General features: G+C 65.2%; 8 protein-coding genes. 4 read left to right on the forward strand and 4 right to left on the reverse strand.

Annotated elements, in window-relative coordinates; genetic code table 11:
• Positions 1-3 precede the first annotated feature (3 nt).
• Together argB and argC are read right to left on the reverse strand one after the other, a co-directional pair.
• Entirely contained in the window at positions 4-933 is a 930-nt protein-coding gene (gene argB, locus ACOOHB_RS07590; protein WP_420444185.1) for an acetylglutamate kinase, read from the reverse strand.
• Positions 930-2,012: an N-acetyl-gamma-glutamyl-phosphate reductase gene (gene argC, locus ACOOHB_RS07595; protein WP_420444186.1), complete on the reverse strand. Its 1,083-nt coding sequence runs from the start codon at positions 2,010-2,012 to the stop codon at positions 930-932. The genes argB and argC overlap by 4 nt, the downstream gene beginning before the upstream one ends.
• Before the next feature lie 246 nt (positions 2,013-2,258).
• On the opposite strand from argC, the gene gltB reads away from it, so the two are divergent.
• The 3 genes from gltB to ACOOHB_RS07610 all read left to right on the forward strand — a co-directional run bounded on the left by gltB (position 2,259) and on the right by ACOOHB_RS07610 (position 9,836).
• Positions 2,259-6,974, forward strand: a complete 4,716-nt coding sequence (gltB, locus tag ACOOHB_RS07600; RefSeq protein WP_420444187.1) for a glutamate synthase large subunit — start codon at positions 2,259-2,261, stop codon at positions 6,972-6,974.
• Positions 6,975-7,048: 74 nt separating this feature from the next.
• Positions 7,049-8,506 (forward strand): glutamate synthase subunit beta, encoded by a 1,458-nt coding sequence (locus ACOOHB_RS07605; protein WP_420444188.1) that lies wholly within the window; start codon positions 7,049-7,051, stop codon positions 8,504-8,506.
• 55 nt (positions 8,507-8,561) lie between these two features.
• Entirely contained in the window at positions 8,562-9,836 is a 1,275-nt protein-coding gene (locus tag ACOOHB_RS07610) for a M20 family metallo-hydrolase (RefSeq protein ID WP_420444189.1), read from the forward strand.
• 39 nt (positions 9,837-9,875) lie between these two features.
• Here ACOOHB_RS07610 and ACOOHB_RS07615 read toward each other — a convergent pair whose 3' ends face one another.
• Positions 9,876-10,523, reverse strand: coding sequence for a hypothetical protein (locus tag ACOOHB_RS07615; RefSeq protein ID WP_420444190.1), 648 nt, complete (start codon positions 10,521-10,523; stop codon positions 9,876-9,878).
• 6 nt (positions 10,524-10,529) lie between these two features.
• Positions 10,530-11,021 (reverse strand): organomercurial lyase, encoded by a 492-nt coding sequence (gene merB / locus ACOOHB_RS07620; protein WP_420444191.1) that lies wholly within the window; start codon positions 11,019-11,021, stop codon positions 10,530-10,532.
• A gap of 438 nt (positions 11,022-11,459) precedes the next feature.
• On the opposite strand from merB, the gene ACOOHB_RS07625 reads away from it, so the two are divergent.
• Complete coding sequence (locus tag ACOOHB_RS07625; protein WP_420444192.1) at positions 11,460-17,978, forward strand: cell wall-binding repeat-containing protein; 6,519 nt, start codon at positions 11,460-11,462, stop codon at positions 17,976-17,978.
• The last annotated feature ends 17 nt before the right edge of the window (positions 17,979-17,995 follow it).

Below are 17,995 nucleotides of genomic sequence, written 5' to 3' on the forward strand. Positions count from 1 at the left end.
CGGTCAGCTCGTCACCAGGTGCGGCCGGTCACGGGTGATCATCGTGCCGACGCCGGCATCGGTGAACAGCTCCACGAGCACCACGTGCGGAACGCGGCCATCGAGCAGGTGGGCGCTGTTGACGCCATTGCGCACGGCGCTGATACAGGCCTCAAGCTTCGGGATCATCCCGCCGACGATCTTCCCGCTGGCCAAACGAGCAGCGAGCGTGTCGGCCGTGGCGCGGCGGATGAGCGAGTCCGGATCGTCGGCATCGTCGAGTAACCCCGCGACGTCGGTGAGGTAAACGACCTTCTCGGCCCCGAGAGCAGCCGCCACGGCTCCAGCCACTGTGTCCGAATTGATGTTGTACGCCTGCCCCGTGGCGTCGGCCCCGATCGTGGAGATCACCGGGATCAGCCCTTCGGCGAGAAGGCGCTCGAGCAAGTCGGTGTTCACGTCGGTGACATCGCCTACGAAGCCCAGATCTGGGTTCCGCGCAGTCGCGGTGATGACCCTGCCGTCCTCGCCCGAGATGCCCACCGCCAGGGGGCCGTGTGCATTGATGGCACCGACGATGTCGCGGTTGACCTTGCCCACCAGCACCATGCGTGCAATGTCGAGGGTCTCCGCATCGGTCACCCTCAGCCCGTCGCGGAACTCCGACGTCTTGCCCAGGCGCGCCATGAGATCGCCGATCTGCGGCCCGCCGCCGTGAACGACCACCGGTGCCAGGCCGATCTGGCGCAGCAGCACGATGTCGGCAGCAAAGCCATCGGTCAGCGCCGTGTCGACCATGGCGTTGCCGCCGAACTTAATGACAGCGACCTTGCCCCTCCAACGGCTGATGTACGGCAACATCTCGACGAGCAACTCGGCCCGCTCGACCTGCTTGGCATGTTCTTCGTCGGCGTCGGTTGACTCATCGGAATGATCGTCGCCGGCAGCATTCATGGCATCAGCCCTGTCGTCGACAGCCCGGCCGTCTCTGGAAGGCCGAGCGCCACGTTTGCGCATTGCACCGCCCCGCCTGACGCGCCCTTCACCAGGTTGTCGATCGCGCTCAGAACGACGAGCCAGCCGGTGCGGGGATCCACCCGGGCACTGAGATGGCAGGTATTCGCGCCGAGCGTGGCCTTGGTGTGCGGAGAGTCTCGATGCACGACCACGAAGGGTTCGTCCGCGTAGAACTCAGCCAGAACGCCGAGCGCGTCGTCGGTGGTCATGCCCTCAGTGGGCCTCGCATAGCACGTGGCCAGAATGCCGCGCACCATCGGTGCCAGATGGGGCGTAAATAGCACCTGGCAGCCGGTCACCTGCTCGATCTCGGGCGTGTGGCGGTGATCCAGCAAGCCGTAGGCCACGAAGTCCTCGTCGACGGTCGAGAACGACGTATTGGGCTTGGGAGCGCGGCCAGCGCCGCTGACTCCCGATGCGGCATCGACGATGACGCCGGTCGTCGAGATGTGTCCGCCGCGTGCGAACGGGACCAGCGCCAGCGCTGCCGCGGTCGGGTAGCAGCCAGGCACCGCGATGCCCGCTGCGTCGCGCAACGACTCGCGGTCGAGCTCTGGAAGGCCATAGGGGAATTCGCCCAGCAGCTCCGGCATCGGGTGCTGGGCGCCGTACCACTGCGGGTACAGCGCCGGATCGAGCAGCCGGAAATCTGAACCCAGATCGATCACGCAGCCCACCCGCTTGTACAGGTCTGCCACCACCGGTGCGCTGGCCATGTGCGGCAACCCCAAGAAAACCGCGTCGAGTCCGACGAAGATCTCAGGGTCGTAGGCGCAGTAACGAAGGTCGCCGTAGTGAGCCGCCAGGCTGGGGTACAGGTCGCGCACTGCAGCGCCTGCTTGTGTATCCCCGGCCACGGCCACTACGTCGAATGACCGATGCGCGGCTGCCAGTCGCAGCAGTTCCGACCCGGTAAAGCCCGACGCGCCCACTATTCCGACTCGCACCGGCGAAGCCGCTGCCGAACCGACGCGCACGTGTGACCCCGTGTTTGTGTCCATCGCCGCCGTGTCCATCTCTCGGTCCGTTTCGCTGAGAATTCGTTCCGTCCCGTCGCGGCACGCCTGGTGCGACGCCGCGCTTCGCAGATCACCTTACCAGCTTCAGGGCCGCTTATTCACGCATTTGCAAGTTTATTCAACCATGTGCCGGACCGCCGTCCGGCAATGCGTCGGTAGACTTGTTCGCCACAGGGCCAACGACGTCCCTGGGGCCGCGAAGTGGCAACACGCCACTTCAGTTATCTCACTGGGACGTCGCCAATGCCGACTGCCGAATCTGCGCCAGGCGTCGAAGACCGCCCTGACGTACGCGCAGCTCCGTACACCTCTCCCCCGCCCGCGCAAGGGCTCTACGACCCCGCTTACGAGCACGACTCGTGCGGTGTGGGCTTCGTCGCCGACATGTCCGGCGTGCCCAGTCGCGCCGTCGTCGATCAGGCCCTGCAGTGCCTCGTCAACCTCGACCATCGCAGCGCCACCGGGGCGGAGGCCAACGTCGGCGACGGCATCGGCATCACGGTGCAGGTCCCCGATCAGTTCCTGCGAGCGGTCTGCGATTTCGAGCTCGCGCCTGCGGGCCGCTACGCCGTCGGCACGGCGTTCCTGCCTCGCCAAGACCCCGAAACAGCTGCTGAGGCCATCGAAGCGATCATGGTCGGCGAAGGGCTCGAAGTGCTGGGTTGGCGTGACGTTCCAACCGATCCTTCTTCGCTCGGCAAATTTGCCACCGATCCAATGCCGGTCTTCCGCATGCTGTTCGTTGCCGCACCCGAGGGCGAAGGGCTGGAAGGGCTCGACCTCGAGCGCCGGGTCTATGTAGCGCGCAAGCGCACCGAGCACGAGATCGACCCTGCCCCGTACTTCGGTTCCCTGTCGTGCCGGACGCTCGTCTACAAGGGGATGCTGACCTGCAGCCAGTTCGCGGAGTTCTATCCCGACCTGGCCGACCCCCGCATGGAGTCCGCGCTCGCGCTGCTGCACTCGCGATTCAGCACCAACACCTTCCCCTCGTGGCCGCTCGCACACCCGTACCGCATGCTGGCCCACAACGGTGAGATCAACACCGTGATGGGCAACCGCAACTGGATGCGGGCACGCGAGGGCACCCTGTCGAGCCCGCTTTTCACTGCTGGCGACGGCACCAACTTGCTCGAACGCACCTACCCCATCTGCACGCCTGGTGCGTCGGACACGGCCAGCTTCGATGAGGTCCTCGAGCTACTGCACCTCGGCGGCAAGACACTGCCGCATGCGGTGTTGATGATGATCCCCGAGGCGTGGGAGAACCACGCCCGCATGCCGCAGGACAAGCACGACTTCTACGAATTCCACGCTTCACTGATGGAGCCGTGGGACGGTCCTGCCAGCATCGCCTTCACCGATGGGACCGTCGTCGGAGCCGTGCTCGACCGCAACGGCCTGCGACCCTCCCGTTACTGGGTGACCACCGACGGCCTGGTGGTGATGGCGTCGGAGGTCGGCGTTGCTGACATCGATCAGACGCGCATCATCCAGAAAGGCCGCCTCCAGCCAGGCCGCATGTTCTTGGTCGACACTTCCCAGGGCCGCATCGTGGGCGACGACGAGATCAAGCGCGATCTGGTTACTGCCGAGCCGTACGGCGACTGGCTGGCTGACGGGCTTGGGCACCTCGAGGATCTGCCGCCTCGCTTCAACCTGACTCCCCAGCACGCTTCAGTGACACTGCGCCAGCGGACGTTCGGCTACACCACCGAGGAGCTGCGGATCCTGGTAGCGCCGATGTCCCGCAGCGGCATCGAGCCGATCGGTTCGATGGGCACCGACACCCCGATTGCAGTGCTTTCAAAGCGCCCGCGCCTGCTCTTCGACTACTTCAGCCAGCTTTTTGCGCAGGTCACGAATCCGCCCCTGGATGCGATCCGTGAGGAGCTGGTCACCTCGACAAAGGCCAAGATCGGCCCCGAGGCGAACCTGCTCATGCCCGGCCCGGAGTCATGCAAGCAGATCGTGCTGCCCTCCCCAATCCTGTCGAATGAGGATCTGGCGAAGATCCTCTACATCGACGAGGACTTGCGTACAGCGCCGCATGGAGCGGCGTCAACAAGCACAGCGCCGCATGGAGCGGCGTCAACAAGCACAGCGCCGCATGGAGCGGCGTCAACAAGCACAGCGCCGCGGTTCCGGCCATTCGCAGTAGACGGCCTGTACCCCGTGGCCGAAGGCGGCGAGGGCATGGAGCGCGCCATCACCGATGTCTTCGGGCGGGTCGACGAGGCCATCGCCGACGGCGCCCAGATCATCGTCCTGTCAGACCGTTACAGCGACGAGAAATATGCGCCCATCCCCTCGCTGCTGCTCACGGGCGCAGTGCACCACCATCTCGTGCGCAACAAGACCCGCACGATCGTGGGGCTCGTGACCGAGTGCGGCGATGCACGCGAAGTGCACCACATGGCGCTGCTGCTCGGCTACGGCGCCAGCGCCGTGAACCCGTACCTCGCCTTCGAGTCGATCGACGACATGGTGCGCACCGGCGTCATTACTGAGGTCGACGAGCGCATCGCAAAGCGCAACTACGTCAAGGCGTGCACCAAGGGCGTGCTGAAGGTGATGTCGAAGATGGGCATCTCCACAGTGGCCAGCTACACGGGGGCGCAGGTGTTCGAGGCGGTCGGTCTGGGGCCCGACATCATCGATCGATTCTTCACCGGGACCACCTCCAAGCTCGGCGGCGTGGGCCTCGACGTGCTCGCCGCCGAGGTCGCGCAACGCCATCGATTCGCCTACCTCGACAATCCCACCGAGGCAGCACACCGCGACCTGTGGGCCGGCGGCGAATACCAATGGCGGCGCGAGGGTGAGTACCACCTGTTCAACCCTGAGACCGTCTACAAGCTGCAGCATTCCACCCGCGCCGGCCGCTACGAGGTCTTCAAGGAATACACCGGGCTGGTGGACGACCAGTCCACGGAACTGGCAACGCTGCGAGGACTGTTCGAGCTTCACCCGGCACCCGGCGGGCCGATACCGATCGACGAAGTCGAGCCAGTCACCGAGATCGTGAAGCGGTTCTCGACCGGGGCAATGAGCTACGGCTCGATCTCGGCAGAGGCGCACGAGACCTTGGCCATCGCCATGAACCGCATCGGCGGCAAGTCCAACACCGGCGAGGGCGGCGAGAACCCTGAGCGCTACGTGCCCGATCCGAACGGCGATCTGCGGCGCTCTGCAATCAAGCAGGTGGCCTCGGGGCGGTTCGGTGTCACCTCGGAGTACCTCACCAATGCCGATGACCTGCAAATCAAGATGGCCCAGGGCGCAAAGCCCGGCGAGGGTGGGCAGCTGCCGGGTCCCAAGGTGTGGCCCTGGATCGCGAGGACCCGCCATTCCACACCGGGAGTCGGCCTCATCAGTCCGCCGCCGCACCACGACATCTACTCGATCGAGGATCTCAAGCAGCTCATTCACGATCTCAAGAATTCGAACCCACAAGCTCGTGTCCACGTGAAGCTCGTGGCCGAGGTGGGCGTGGGCACGGTGGCTGCCGGCGTGGCCAAGGCCAAAGCCGACGTCGTGCTGATCTCAGGGCACGATGGCGGCACTGGGGCCTCGCCCTTGACCTCGCTGAAGCACGCCGGCTCACCATGGGAGCTGGGCCTCGCCGAGACGCAACAGACGCTGCTGCTGAACGGCCTTCGCGACCGCATCGTCGTGCAAACCGACGGGCAGCTCAAGACCGGCCGCGACGTGATCGTCGCAGCACTGCTGGGAGCCGAGGAGTTCGGCTTCGCAACCGCTCCGCTGGTGGTGTCGGGCTGCATCATGATGCGGGTTTGCCACCTCGACACCTGCCCGGTGGGCGTCGCGACGCAGAACCGGGAACTGCGTAAGCGCTTCGAGGGTCGGCCCGAGTTCGTCGTGAACTTCTTCGAATACATCGCTCAGGAGGTCCGCGAGTACTTGGCGATGCTGGGGTTCCGCTCGCTGCCCGAAGCCATCGGGCGCGTGGATCGCCTCGATACCACCCAAGCAGTGGCGCACTGGAAGGCACACGGCTTGGATCTCTCGCCGATCCTGGTTGAGCCGCAGACGCCCTGGCCGCAGGACCGTTACTGCACGCAGAGCCAAGACCATGGCCTGGAACGGGCGCTCGACCAGCAGCTCATCGAGCTGGCCGCGCCTGCGCTGGAGCGGCGCGAACTGGTGCGGGCGGAGTTGCCGATCAGCAACGTAAACCGCACGGTCGGAACCATGCTCGGCCACTGGATCACCGCTGCACACGGCGGAGCAGGCCTGCCCGACGACACCATCGACCTGACGTTCAACGGCTCAGCCGGGCAGAGCTTCGGCGCATTCGTGCCAAGCGGACTGACGATGCGGTTGTACGGCGACGCCAATGACTACTTGGGCAAGGGCCTGTCGGGCGGACGATTGGTGGTGCGGCCGCCGCGGGCGACGAATCCGGACTTCGTGGCCGAGGACAACATCATCGCCGGGAACGTGATTCTGTATGGGGCCACCAGCGGCGAGGCCTACATACGTGGGACGGTCGGCGAGCGCTTTTGCGTGCGCAACTCGGGCGCCACCGCCGTCGTCGAAGGCGTCGGCGATCACGCGTGCGAATACATGACCGGTGGCGTCGTCGTGGTGTTGGGCACGGTCGGTCGCAATTTCGGCGCGGGCATGTCAGGCGGCGCGGCGTTCGTGTATGACCCCGATGATGTGTTCTGGCGGAATCTGAACCCCGAGATGGTCGATCTGGAACCGCAACTCGACGACGCCGACGCCCAAACCGTGCGGTCGCTGCTGCGCCGCCACCTCGCAGAGACCGAGTCGGCACCCGCCGAGCGCATTCTGCGGCGCTGGCACAGCGAGGTGCGCTGCTTCCGCAAGGTCATGCCCAAGGACTACCGGCGGGTGCTCGCGGCTCGGGCGGCGGCCGCCGAGCTCGGCCAAGACCCCGATGAGGCAGTCATGGCGGCTGCGCATGGCTAGGACATTTCGTCGCATCAGACAACGCGCAGCCGCCAGCAGACAGGCGCAGGGGCTGCGCATGGCTAGGCCGGCTCATGGGTGATATCCGGGGATTCATGCGGCACGACCGGGAGCTGCCGACGCGTCGGCCGGTGCCGGTGCGCCTGCGCGACTGGCATGAGGTCTACGAGCCGTTTGCCGACGAGGATTTACGCGCGCAGGCCAGCCGCTGCATGGACTGCGGCGTGCCGTTCTGCAACTCGGGCTGCCCGTTGGGCAACATCATCCCGGACTGGAATGACCTCGTCTATCGAGACCGCTGGCGCGACGCCATCGAGCGGCTGCATGCCACCAACAACTTCCCCGAATTCACCGGCCGGTTGTGCCCTGCCCCGTGCGAGGGCGCCTGCGTGCTGGGCATCAACTCCGATCCGGTCACGATCAAGCAGGTCGAGGTCGCGATCATCGACAAGGCCTTCGAGATGGATTGGGTCCGTCCCGAGTTGCCAGCGGTGCGCACGGGGCGAAGCGTGGCCGTCGTCGGCTCCGGGCCCGCCGGGCTGGCTGCAGCACAGCAGCTGACCCGGGCCGGCCACGACGTGACGGTGTTCGAGCGTGCCGACCGGCTCGGCGGACTCCTGCGGTATGGCATTCCGGAGTTCAAGATGGAAAAGCGCCACATCGAGCGCCGGCTCGACCAAATGAGCGCGGAAGGCACGAAGTTTCGAACCGGCGTGGACGTGGGCGTGGACATACCGGTGGCGGACTTGCAAGCCGACTTCGATGCACTGGTGCTCGCCGGCGGCGCCACCCAGTGGCGTGACCTGCCGATCCCGGGACGCGAACTCGACGGCATCCATCAGGCGATGGAATACCTGCCGTGGTCGAACAAGGCCCAAGAAGGCGACCTTGATCCGGCCGAGGTGCCGATCAGCGCCGAGGGCAAGCGGGTGGTGATCATCGGCGGCGGCGACACCGGCGCCGACTGCTTGGGCACCGCGCACCGCCAGGGTGCAGCGTCTGTACACCAATTCGAGATTCTGCCGCGGCCCCCTGACGAGCGGTCTTCTGCCAATCCCTGGCCGACCTATCCGATGGTCTACCGGACGTCCTCGGCACATGAGGAGGGCGGCGACCGCGTGTACTCGGTGAACACCGAGAAATTCCTTGGGGATGGCTCGGGCACCGTCCGAGCGCTTCGGGCACACGAAGTGGTGTTCGCCGACGGCCGATTCGCCGAAGTCGAAGGATCGGACTTTGAGCTGGAATGCGAACTCGTGCTCCTGGCGATGGGCTTTCTGGGACCGCAGCAGGAGGGCCTGCTGGCTCAGCTCGGCGTCGAGACCGATGCTCGCTCCAACGTTGCGCGAGACGACGATTACCGCACGAGCGTCGACGGTGTGTGGGTCTGCGGCGACATGGGCCGCGGCCAGAGCCTGATCGTGTGGGCCATTGCAGAGGGCCGGGCGTGCGCGGCTGCGGTGGACGAATCCCTCATGGGCCATACCGCCTTGCCGCGTCCGATACCGCCGTCGGCTCGCCCGCTCAACTGAGCGTCCGCCGGCAAGCGCAGCGACAATACGGCTGAGCGCTCGGGAGGCAACGGCAGTGAACTCAAGCACGTACATGGTGGACGGCGAACGCCTGTGGCGGACACTCGGGGCCCTGGCAGAGATCGGCGCGACGCCCGCAGGCGGAGTGGCCCGTGTGGCGCTCACCGACGAGGACCGGGCGGGGCGTCACCAGTTCGTGGCATGGGTACAGGAGCTGGGCTGCACTGTCCACGTCGACCGGATGGGCAACCTGTTCGCCCGTCGTGAGGGCACGGATCCGGGGCGTGCGCCGGTGGTGATCGGCAGCCACCTCGACAGCCAGCCCACCGGCGGAAAGTACGACGGCGCCTACGGCGTGATGGTGGGCCTCGAAATCCTGCGAGTGCTTCACGGCAACGACGTCAGCACAGCGGCGCCGGTCGAAGTCGTGTCGTGGACGAACGAGGAAGGGGCGCGCTTTCCCCCGGCGATGATCGGCTCAGGCGTCTATGCGGGCGCCTTCAGTCTGGACGAGGGCCTCGCGGCACCTGGGGTGGACGGCACCACGCTCGGCGACGAGCTCAAACGCATTGGCTACGCAGGCGACGAGCTCTGCGGTGCACCCGACGGTTCCGGCCGCCGGCCGATCGGGCACTACATCGAACCGCACATAGAGCAAGGGCCGATCTTGGAGGCCACCGGCGTCACGCTTGGCGCGGTGACCGGAGTGCAGGGCATCCGCTGGTACGACGTGTCGATCGAGGGGCAATCGGCGCATGCGGGAAGCACACCCATGGAGCATCGTTCCGATGCGATGGTGGCCGCAGCTCGGCTGGTGTGCGAGGCCGATGAGATCGCAGGCCGTCGGGCGCCGGAGGGCCGTGCGACCGTAGGCACGCTCGCGGTTGGCACCGGTTCACGCAACACCGTGGCAGGCTCGGTCACCCTCACGGTCGACCTGCGGCACCCTGATGCTGGCGAGCTCGAGGCGATGCACGACGAGCTGTTGGCCTTTGCCGACGGTGCGGCATTTGGCCTCCAGCCCGAAAGCGGGCGTTCGCTCCCCCACCCGCAGATCACCCCGATCTGGTACTCGCCGCCGATCGTCTTCGACCCGACAGTGACCGAGGCGCTGCGTTCAGGCGCAGTGTCAGCGGGCTTCGAGCCGGTCGACATCACCTCCGGGGCAGGTCACGACGCCTGCTACGTCTCGCAGGTTGCGCCAACCGGGATGCTGTTCATCCCCTGCGCTGAGGGACTGTCCCACAACGAGGCCGAGTCGATCCTGCCCGAGCACGCGACCGCCGGCGCTCAGGCGACGCTCAACGCTGTGTTGACGCTGTCGGGCTAGTTCGGGGCAACGGCGCCAGGGGACGACCGACGCCGTCGTTCAGCCGAGCAGCGCCAGTTCGCGGCACTTCAGAATGGCGCGGGCAGCCTGCTCCATCGCCGTCCAGGCGGGCTGGTCGGCCATCTCGCCCTGCCAGCCCATCTGCTGAAGCCGTGCAGTCAGCCGCGGATCGCCGGCACCGGGCTCGGCGCGCCTGAGCCAGCCGTCGCCAGCCTGCACGTCGCGTACTGCGGACCGCCGGGTGTCGATCCAGTGATGCGCGTCGACGTCGGGCAGCGGATCCGACGGGATCGCCACGATCATGGCCGCAGCGGTGTCGCGCCAGTCGCGTGCGATTTCGATTGGCACCGAAGCGGGCCATACCCCCATCAGGTTGAGCTCAACGCTTCGGTCGTCGGCCGAGGCGCCGTCGAGCACTGCCAGGTCGACTTGGCTCAGGGCCGCAACCGCGGCGGTAGTGGCCTTCACGTCGGGGCGCGGTGGCGTGAGCCTGGCGCGCAATTCGGCGAATGCTCCTGCGCCGTCGGAACCTGACATCCACGAGAGGAAGTCGCTGCGGGCACGGGCACGGAACATCGGCGCAGCGAATGTCTCAGCCCACCATTCCACCGGCCGCAACATGGCCGCCATGCGGGGCTCGAACTCTTCCCAATCTCGAGCGTGCTCTTCCGACCGGAAGAGGTTCATGCCCGCTCAACGGAACGGCCGGTTGGCGGCGTCTCCCCCGACAGGGCTGCGGGTGTAGCCCACCATCGTCGGCGGATCGATCGAGAGGATCTCTTCGTCGCGCATCTCGATCCGCAGCGGTTCGCCGCCCAGCAGGCATGGCGCATCGACGGTCACCGTGCGACCACCGAACAGCCAGCGGCACGCCAAGGCCTCGAAACCGCACTGGGCAAACCACCGCTGTTCGCCGTCGACACTGACCCGGTATTGGGTGGGCTGGTTGTTGAACGGCGGGAACGACGCGATCCAGTCGGTACCGGGATGCATCCAGCCCGGCGTGAGGTCGATGATGCGGGCGATCACGGCCTTTGAACGCATCGGCTCGACGCCCAATGTCCGGGCAAGTTCGGCGTAGTGCGGGGCCACGCCGGTGGCCACGATCTCGCACATGATCGCGGTGTACGCGGCGTCAAGTTCTTCGAGCGGGATCTGTTCTGGTTCCACTGCTTTGCCTGTCACGACGCGACTGTAGGACGCCGACTCCGAATACGTCGAACCTGCAAGAGGTAATGGCTCTAACTATCAGGAATTTCGATGTAAAGGGTCCACCAATTCGGCCCCGAAATGCGGTACTCATTTCGGATTGGACGCCGTCGGCGACGGCACGCATTGCTGACCTCAGGAGGCTCCGTTGCCCGAGGCGACCGCACAGATGCCCCGCCAACCCGGCGGGCTCAGAGTTGTACCCACGCGGTTTGTCGTCGGCAGGTTTCTGTGGCGTGCCGCTAGTGCCGTGAGCGCGCCCGCTCACGCAATCAGTTTCCGGAGTCGTCGTTGCCCATCCGTAGCGTGCTGAGCCGGCGCCACAGCCGGGGTTTCGGAACTCGTGTCGCAGTGTTTCGCCGCGACGCGAGCCGCCGACGGTTCCGTCGTTCGGGTGCAGTTGCATCCGTCGTCATGGCCGCGGCGTCGCTGACGGTCATTTCGCCGCCGGCAACCGCGCCCGCTGCCGCGGTCCAGGTGGTACCGCTCAACGCCACGTGCTCCCAGCTGAACGCCATGGTCGGACGTCCGACGAACGCCCACATCGTCGGCAGGGGCGTCCGATTCGTGTCGGACCCGGGTTCGGACAACCGTTACACCACCGGCGAGACGATCAGCATCGTGGTGGAACTCAGTCTGAACGTCAGATTCGACGTTCGAACGGACCTCAATCCAGATGCCGAACCGTTGTCGGTCGACTTCATGCTCGGCGGGAACGCGCCAGCCAACCTGAGGAAGGCAGTGGCGACGCCGGAGAGGGGCGAAGGCACGAACCGGCTGACCTTCGAATACACGGTGCAATCGGGTGACACGCACCAGAACACCGGAGACCTTTGGATCCCCGAGAACTCGGTCAGGGCCGAGGACCACGCGCGCACGTTCGGCGGTACCAGCGATATCAACACCGTGGGCGCTGGGGTGCCGCATCAGTCAATTAGCGGACCCTGCGGCGGCTCAAACCTGGAACACCCGGCGGTGTTCCATCCCCGGTCGACAGGCTCGCCGACGATCGTCAGCAGGCCAAAGATCATGAGCGAGCCGATCGACGGCGACACCTACTACGCAGGCGAGAAGATCTGGGTTCGAGTCGAGTACAGCAAGCCGGTGACCGTAACCGGCACCCCGGTGCTGAAGCTGCGCTTCGGGGACGCGACCGACGCGAACCCGACGTACAAGGACGCCCGCTACGTCTCCGACAGTACGAGCAATCCGCCCGCTGACCCGCGGCGACGATCCAGCATGACTCGGTTGCTGTTCGAGTACGAAGTGCAAAGCACAGACAGCGACCCTGATGGCATCAGCATCGACTGGGGCAGCCTGAGCGGCGGCTCCATCACTGCCATGGACAATGGGGTGGCGGCAACGAACTACCACGACGACCTCGAGGCGCAGTTCGAGTACAAAGCCCGAGTGGGCGGCGACCCCACGGTGGCCAAGCACCTCGTCGATGGCAGTCGCGGGCCCCTCACGTCGCAGGAAATGCGGGATCCATCCAACCCGACCTTCGTTTCGAGCTACACCACCCGTGTCGTCAGCGAGCCCGCCACCGGCACGACGCTCCACGAGGGCGAATACGTGGTGCTGCGGGCCGACTTCAGCGAGGCGGTGATTGTCGACGACGAACGGCTCGAATTGCCGATCCAGATTTTCAACTGCCATCGCGACGACTTCAGACACATACAGACCCTTATAGACGAACACGGCGCCAATTCCCCCGAGGTGGCGACGTACAAGGACGGTCTCGAGGAACTTGGCTGCCTTGACAGCAATAGGAATGTGATTCCGGAAGAAGATCGCCCCCTGGGATTTGCTAGGTACTTGTCTGGCTCGGGGCACACGCGACTGCTGTTCTATTACGAAGTCACGAACGATGACAGGGACCGCGACGGCATTGTCGTGCCCAGCGGCCGCTTCACCTACGACGGCGGCAAGCCGATCGACGAGTCGAACCAAAACATCTTCCGAGCAGCCGACGGCGGGACGCTCTACACGCACTACTCCGATGTCTTCGAGAAACCGCTGAAGTACCAACGGGTCGATGGCAAGGCTGTTGAGGGCCCGCCGATCATCGAGGCGCTCGAGGTCACGAGTATGCCGTTGTCCGGCGACAGCAACCCCCCTGACACCTACGGCTTCGGCGAGACCATCAAAGTCAGGGTGACGTTCAACCAGGCCGTACGGGTGACAGGAACGCCGAAACTGACCCTCAACCTCCAAAGCGGACCCAAGGACGCCGCCTACGACTCGGGCGACGACTCGAAGCTGCTGTTCTTCCACTACACCGTCGAGGCCGGCGATCTCGACGGCAACGGCATCAGCATCGACGCGAACAGCTTGAAATCGAATGACGACACCAACGACACGATCGTCGCCGACGACGACGGAGAAGATGCATCGCTGGACCACCGGCAACTGGGCACCCAGGGCGGCCACAAGGTCGATGCCATGGCACCGACCATCACGGGCCTGAGCATCACCAGCGATCCGCCGAACAATGGCGCGTACTACGGCTCGAACTCAGTCATCCAGATCAAGGTGACGTATGACGACCCGGTACGCGTCTCCGGCACCGATCCGACGCTCAGCTTCGAGATCGGTACCGAACCGAGAACGGCAACGTACGAGGAAGCCGACGACTATGACCACAACGACGGCACCCGGGAACTGATCTTCGAGTACACGGTGTTCTCACCCGACGCAGACTCCGATGGCATCCGTGTGCCCACGGGGCGCATCACCCTCGGCACCATCGAGAGCGTCAGTCCGAATCCCATCCCCGCCGACCTGGACTTTGAGGAGTTGCGAACCCAATCGGGCCACAAGGTCGAAACCGTTGCGCCGACGGTGGAATCCCCCCTCAAGTTCACATCGAGTGGCTCGGACTGCGACAGCGGCACCTACCTTGCCGGTGAGTACATCTGCGTCGAGGTGACGTTTGACACCGACGACGACTCCGGCGACTCGAATGACGACGGTGATGTGCCCTCAAACGGCTCCACAGGGGACCGGGCCATCTGGGTCGGCACTCCTCTTGATCAGACACCGCCGACGCTCACTTTGGACATCGACGGGAGCCAGAAGGAGGGGACGTACCACAGAGGCTCTGGCTCGGGCACCAAGTTGATATTCAGGTACGAAGTCGAAGCAGGCCTGTTCGACGACAATGGTGTCAGCGTGGTCGCCAACAGCCTCCGGCTCAACGACGGCGAGATCACCGACACTGCGGGCAATAGCGCCGTACTCGCTCATGACCTCCTGAGCGGGACCACGGTCGAGAGCGTCGACTCGGTGGTGCCCGAGCTCTCGAACCTACGCATCGCGAGTTCTCCGCCGAACAGCGGCCCACCAGTCAACAACGACACCTACGGCCGTGGCGACGAGATCACTTTCGAAGTCGACTTCAGCGAAGACGTCGTGCGCTCGGGCACTCCGTTGCTGCGATTCCAGATCGGCGACGACCAAGTCAATCCAGCGGGCAACAACCGCAACGCCCGATACAAGGAATCATCTGCAGGCTGCACCGAGGCCGACACCACCAACACCTGCACATTGACGTTCAGCTACACCGTCGGCTCCGACGACGACGACAACGACGGCATCAGCGTTGAACTGGATACCGGTGCCGGTGAGACCACCGCAATCTCCGGCACCATCAAGGACCGAACGGGCAATCTGGCTGACTTGGGCCACAGCGCACTCGGTGACGACGGCGGCCACAAGGTGGACGCGCAGCCGCCGCGCGTCAGCAAGGTCGAGATCACTTCTACTGCGCCGCAGCTCAACAACACCTACTACAAGCTCGGGGACATCATCACGGTCGAGGTGACATTCGACGACCCGGTCGAGGTGACGCTCGACGACGGCGACGCCGATTTGGATGATGATCCGCGCATCGCTCTGCGGATGCGCTCGGGCACCGAGTACGCCGACTACATCAGGCTCGACGGCGACAACACCATGGTCTTCGAGTACGCGGTCGACAACGACGATCTGGACACGGACGGCATCGGCATCCCCTCCAACGCAATTCAACTGAGGGATGCGACGATTGCTGACCCACAGGGGCAGAACGCGTCACTGAGTCACTTGCCAGTGCCTGACTCACTCGATCAGAAAGTGGACGGTATTGCTCCGACGGTGACCAGCGTTGAGGTCGACAGCGATCCGCCGCGCAAGGACGCCCCATACCGCAACGACGCCTACGGCGTCTACTCGACGTCGAATGAGGTGCCGATTCTCATCAAGGTCACATTCAGCGAACCGGTACAGCTGTCCATCGGCTCCAGCATCGATTTGACCATCGGAACAACCACCGCAAGATCGGCTGAGTGGGACTCCACTGGTTATGTCGCTACGGCGGGCCTCCGGGAGGCCGTGTTCAAGTACGAGGTCGCGAGCACCGACGAAAACGACGCTAACGGCATCAGCATCGACGAGGACAGCCTGAGCGGCGCCATAACCGACCTCGTTGGCAACGATGCGATTCTGGCGCACAGCGCTCAGAGCAACTTGGCAGGTCACGAGGTCGACACCACGGCCCCCACGGTGAGGAGCGTCGCGATTACCTCGCCCTCACCCGAAGGGGACTCAACGTACGAGAACTACTACGCCGAAGGCGACACGATCATGGTGACGGTCACCTTCAGTGAGAAGGTCGCCGTCAATGGCACTGGCGTCCCCACGATCAACCTGAACATCGGAGGTACCACGCGGGCTGCCTCCTTCCAGCCTGGCGACGGCAGGACCGACGGCGACAATACGACGAAGTTGATGTTCAGCTACGTCGTCGTCGCTGGGGATATGGACAGCGACGGCATCAGCATCAACGACGGAACCACAACGTCCCAGATTCGTCTGCCGAATGGCTCAACCATTACCGACCTGCCCGGCAACGATGCAAACCTCGGCCACGATGTGCTGGCAGACGACGCCGAGCACAAGGTGAACGGCGGGTTGACTCCGCGCGGTCCCTATGCGACGGCGATCTCGATGGCCAACACCCCTGCAAACACCGATCTCGACACCTACAGCGCTGGCGAGTACATCCTGATCGACGTGACGTTCAGCGAAGCGGTCACCGTGGGTGGCACTCCCATGCTGCCGATTGTGGTCGCTAATCAGAAGGAAGCCAACTACGTCTCCAAGCCCAATGCGAGCACGCTGCGCTTCAGTTACAAGGTCCTGGCCGGCGACATGGATAGCGACGGAGTCAGCGTCACTGCGGTCAACATCGACCTGACTAGTGGCACGATCCACGCCACGGACGACAACAAGGACGCGCTCCCCGGTGTTCCGGAACTGGCCACCCAGCCCGATCACAAGGTCGACGGTGTGGCTCCGACGGTCAGCAGCGGTCCGAGCATCGAGAACGGCCCCAACGCCGGCCAGACGTACGGCAAGGGCGAGACCATCGAGTTCAGCGTCACCTTCGACGAGAACGTCGTCGTTGCTGGCACGCCATATGTGCGTGTCAAGATCGGTACCAGATACAAGAACGCAGGTTTCTCGGGCCCAGCGAACATTCCAGTGGACACCGGTGTGCCAACACTGACCTTCAGCTACATCGTCCGGCCCGGCGACAAGGACGACGACGGCATCAGCATCGACGACGGCAGGACGACATCTCAGATCCGCCTGCCGAGTGGCGCATCCATCACTGATCCCGTCGGCAACGATGCCGATCTGCACCACGACCAGATGCTGGACAACGGTGATCACAAGGTCGACGGCGGTGACGCCACGACCAACCCGCCTGGGAACGGGAACACCGGTGGCGGCAACCCCGATGGATTCATCGACGGCGGTCCGGTCGAGCGTGATGTTGACCAAGAGGACGGCCGGCGCGGCATCCGCGTGGAACGGATCGGCGGCGTCGACCGCTTCGAGACGGCGAAGCTCATCGCCGAGCGCTACCTCCGTGAGGTTGGGAGAGACACCTCCCTGCCGGCGAGCATGCGCAAGGTCGAGACAGTCATCATCGCCTCGGGCCGGGCATTCCCCGACGCGCTGACGGCGTCGGCGCTGGCCGGCACGGTTCTCAGCCCGATTGCGCTCTCAGGACCGGCCCTCGCAGGCGCGCACAATGCACCGCTGCTGCTCGTCGAGCCAAACGACATGACCGAGTTCACCAGGGAATTCCTGACCGAGAACAAGATCAAGCACGTGTACATCGTGGGCGGACCCGCTGCCGTGTCGAACGAGGTCGAGGCCGCGATTGCAGCGCTGCCGTCGGTGACCAGCGTCGTGCGCTTCGGCGGTGCCGACCGCTATGCCACCTCGGTGTCCATTTCCTCCGAGGTCATCGCCACGATGGGCGGTGCGGCCGAGTTCTGCGGCACAACGCTGCGCACGGCCCTGCTGGCCACCGGCACCGACTTCGCCGACGCGCTGGCACTGGCGCCCATCGCAGCCAAGGGTCCCCACCCGTTGCTGCTGACCCGCCGAGACGAACTGCCCGACAGCGTGCGGACCTATTTCGCCGCCGCCCTTACCGACGGCAGCATCGAGCAGATCATCGTTGCGGGTGGCCCAAGCGCCGTCTCCGACGATGTCATCGACGATCTGACCGAGATGGGGTTCTCGGTCGTCCGCATCGGCGGCGCCGACCGGTACGACACGGCGGTCCGCATCGCCCGCTACGCGCTGCGCTCCGGCGTCAACGGGCATGGCACGTGCTTGGACAACGACCGCATCGGTCTGGCAACCGGCGTGGTGTACGCAGACGGCCTCGCAGGCGGTCCGCTGCTGGCTCGCATGGGCGGTGCGAGCATCCTGCTCGAACCCGATGCGCTGCCCACCCTGGTCGAAGGCTTCCTGGCATGGCACCGGCTGGACCATGAGGACTTGACACTCACCGTGTTCGGCGGCCCCGAAGCACTCTCGTACGCAGTCGTGCGGCTCGCCCGCAACGCCGCCGAGCGCGGTCTCAAGTAACTCCCCAACCCTGCCAT

It is taken from the genome of Candidatus Poriferisodalis sp. (assembly GCF_965215815.1).
Taxonomy (GTDB): Bacteria; Actinomycetota; Acidimicrobiia; order Acidimicrobiales; family Poriferisodalaceae; genus Poriferisodalis.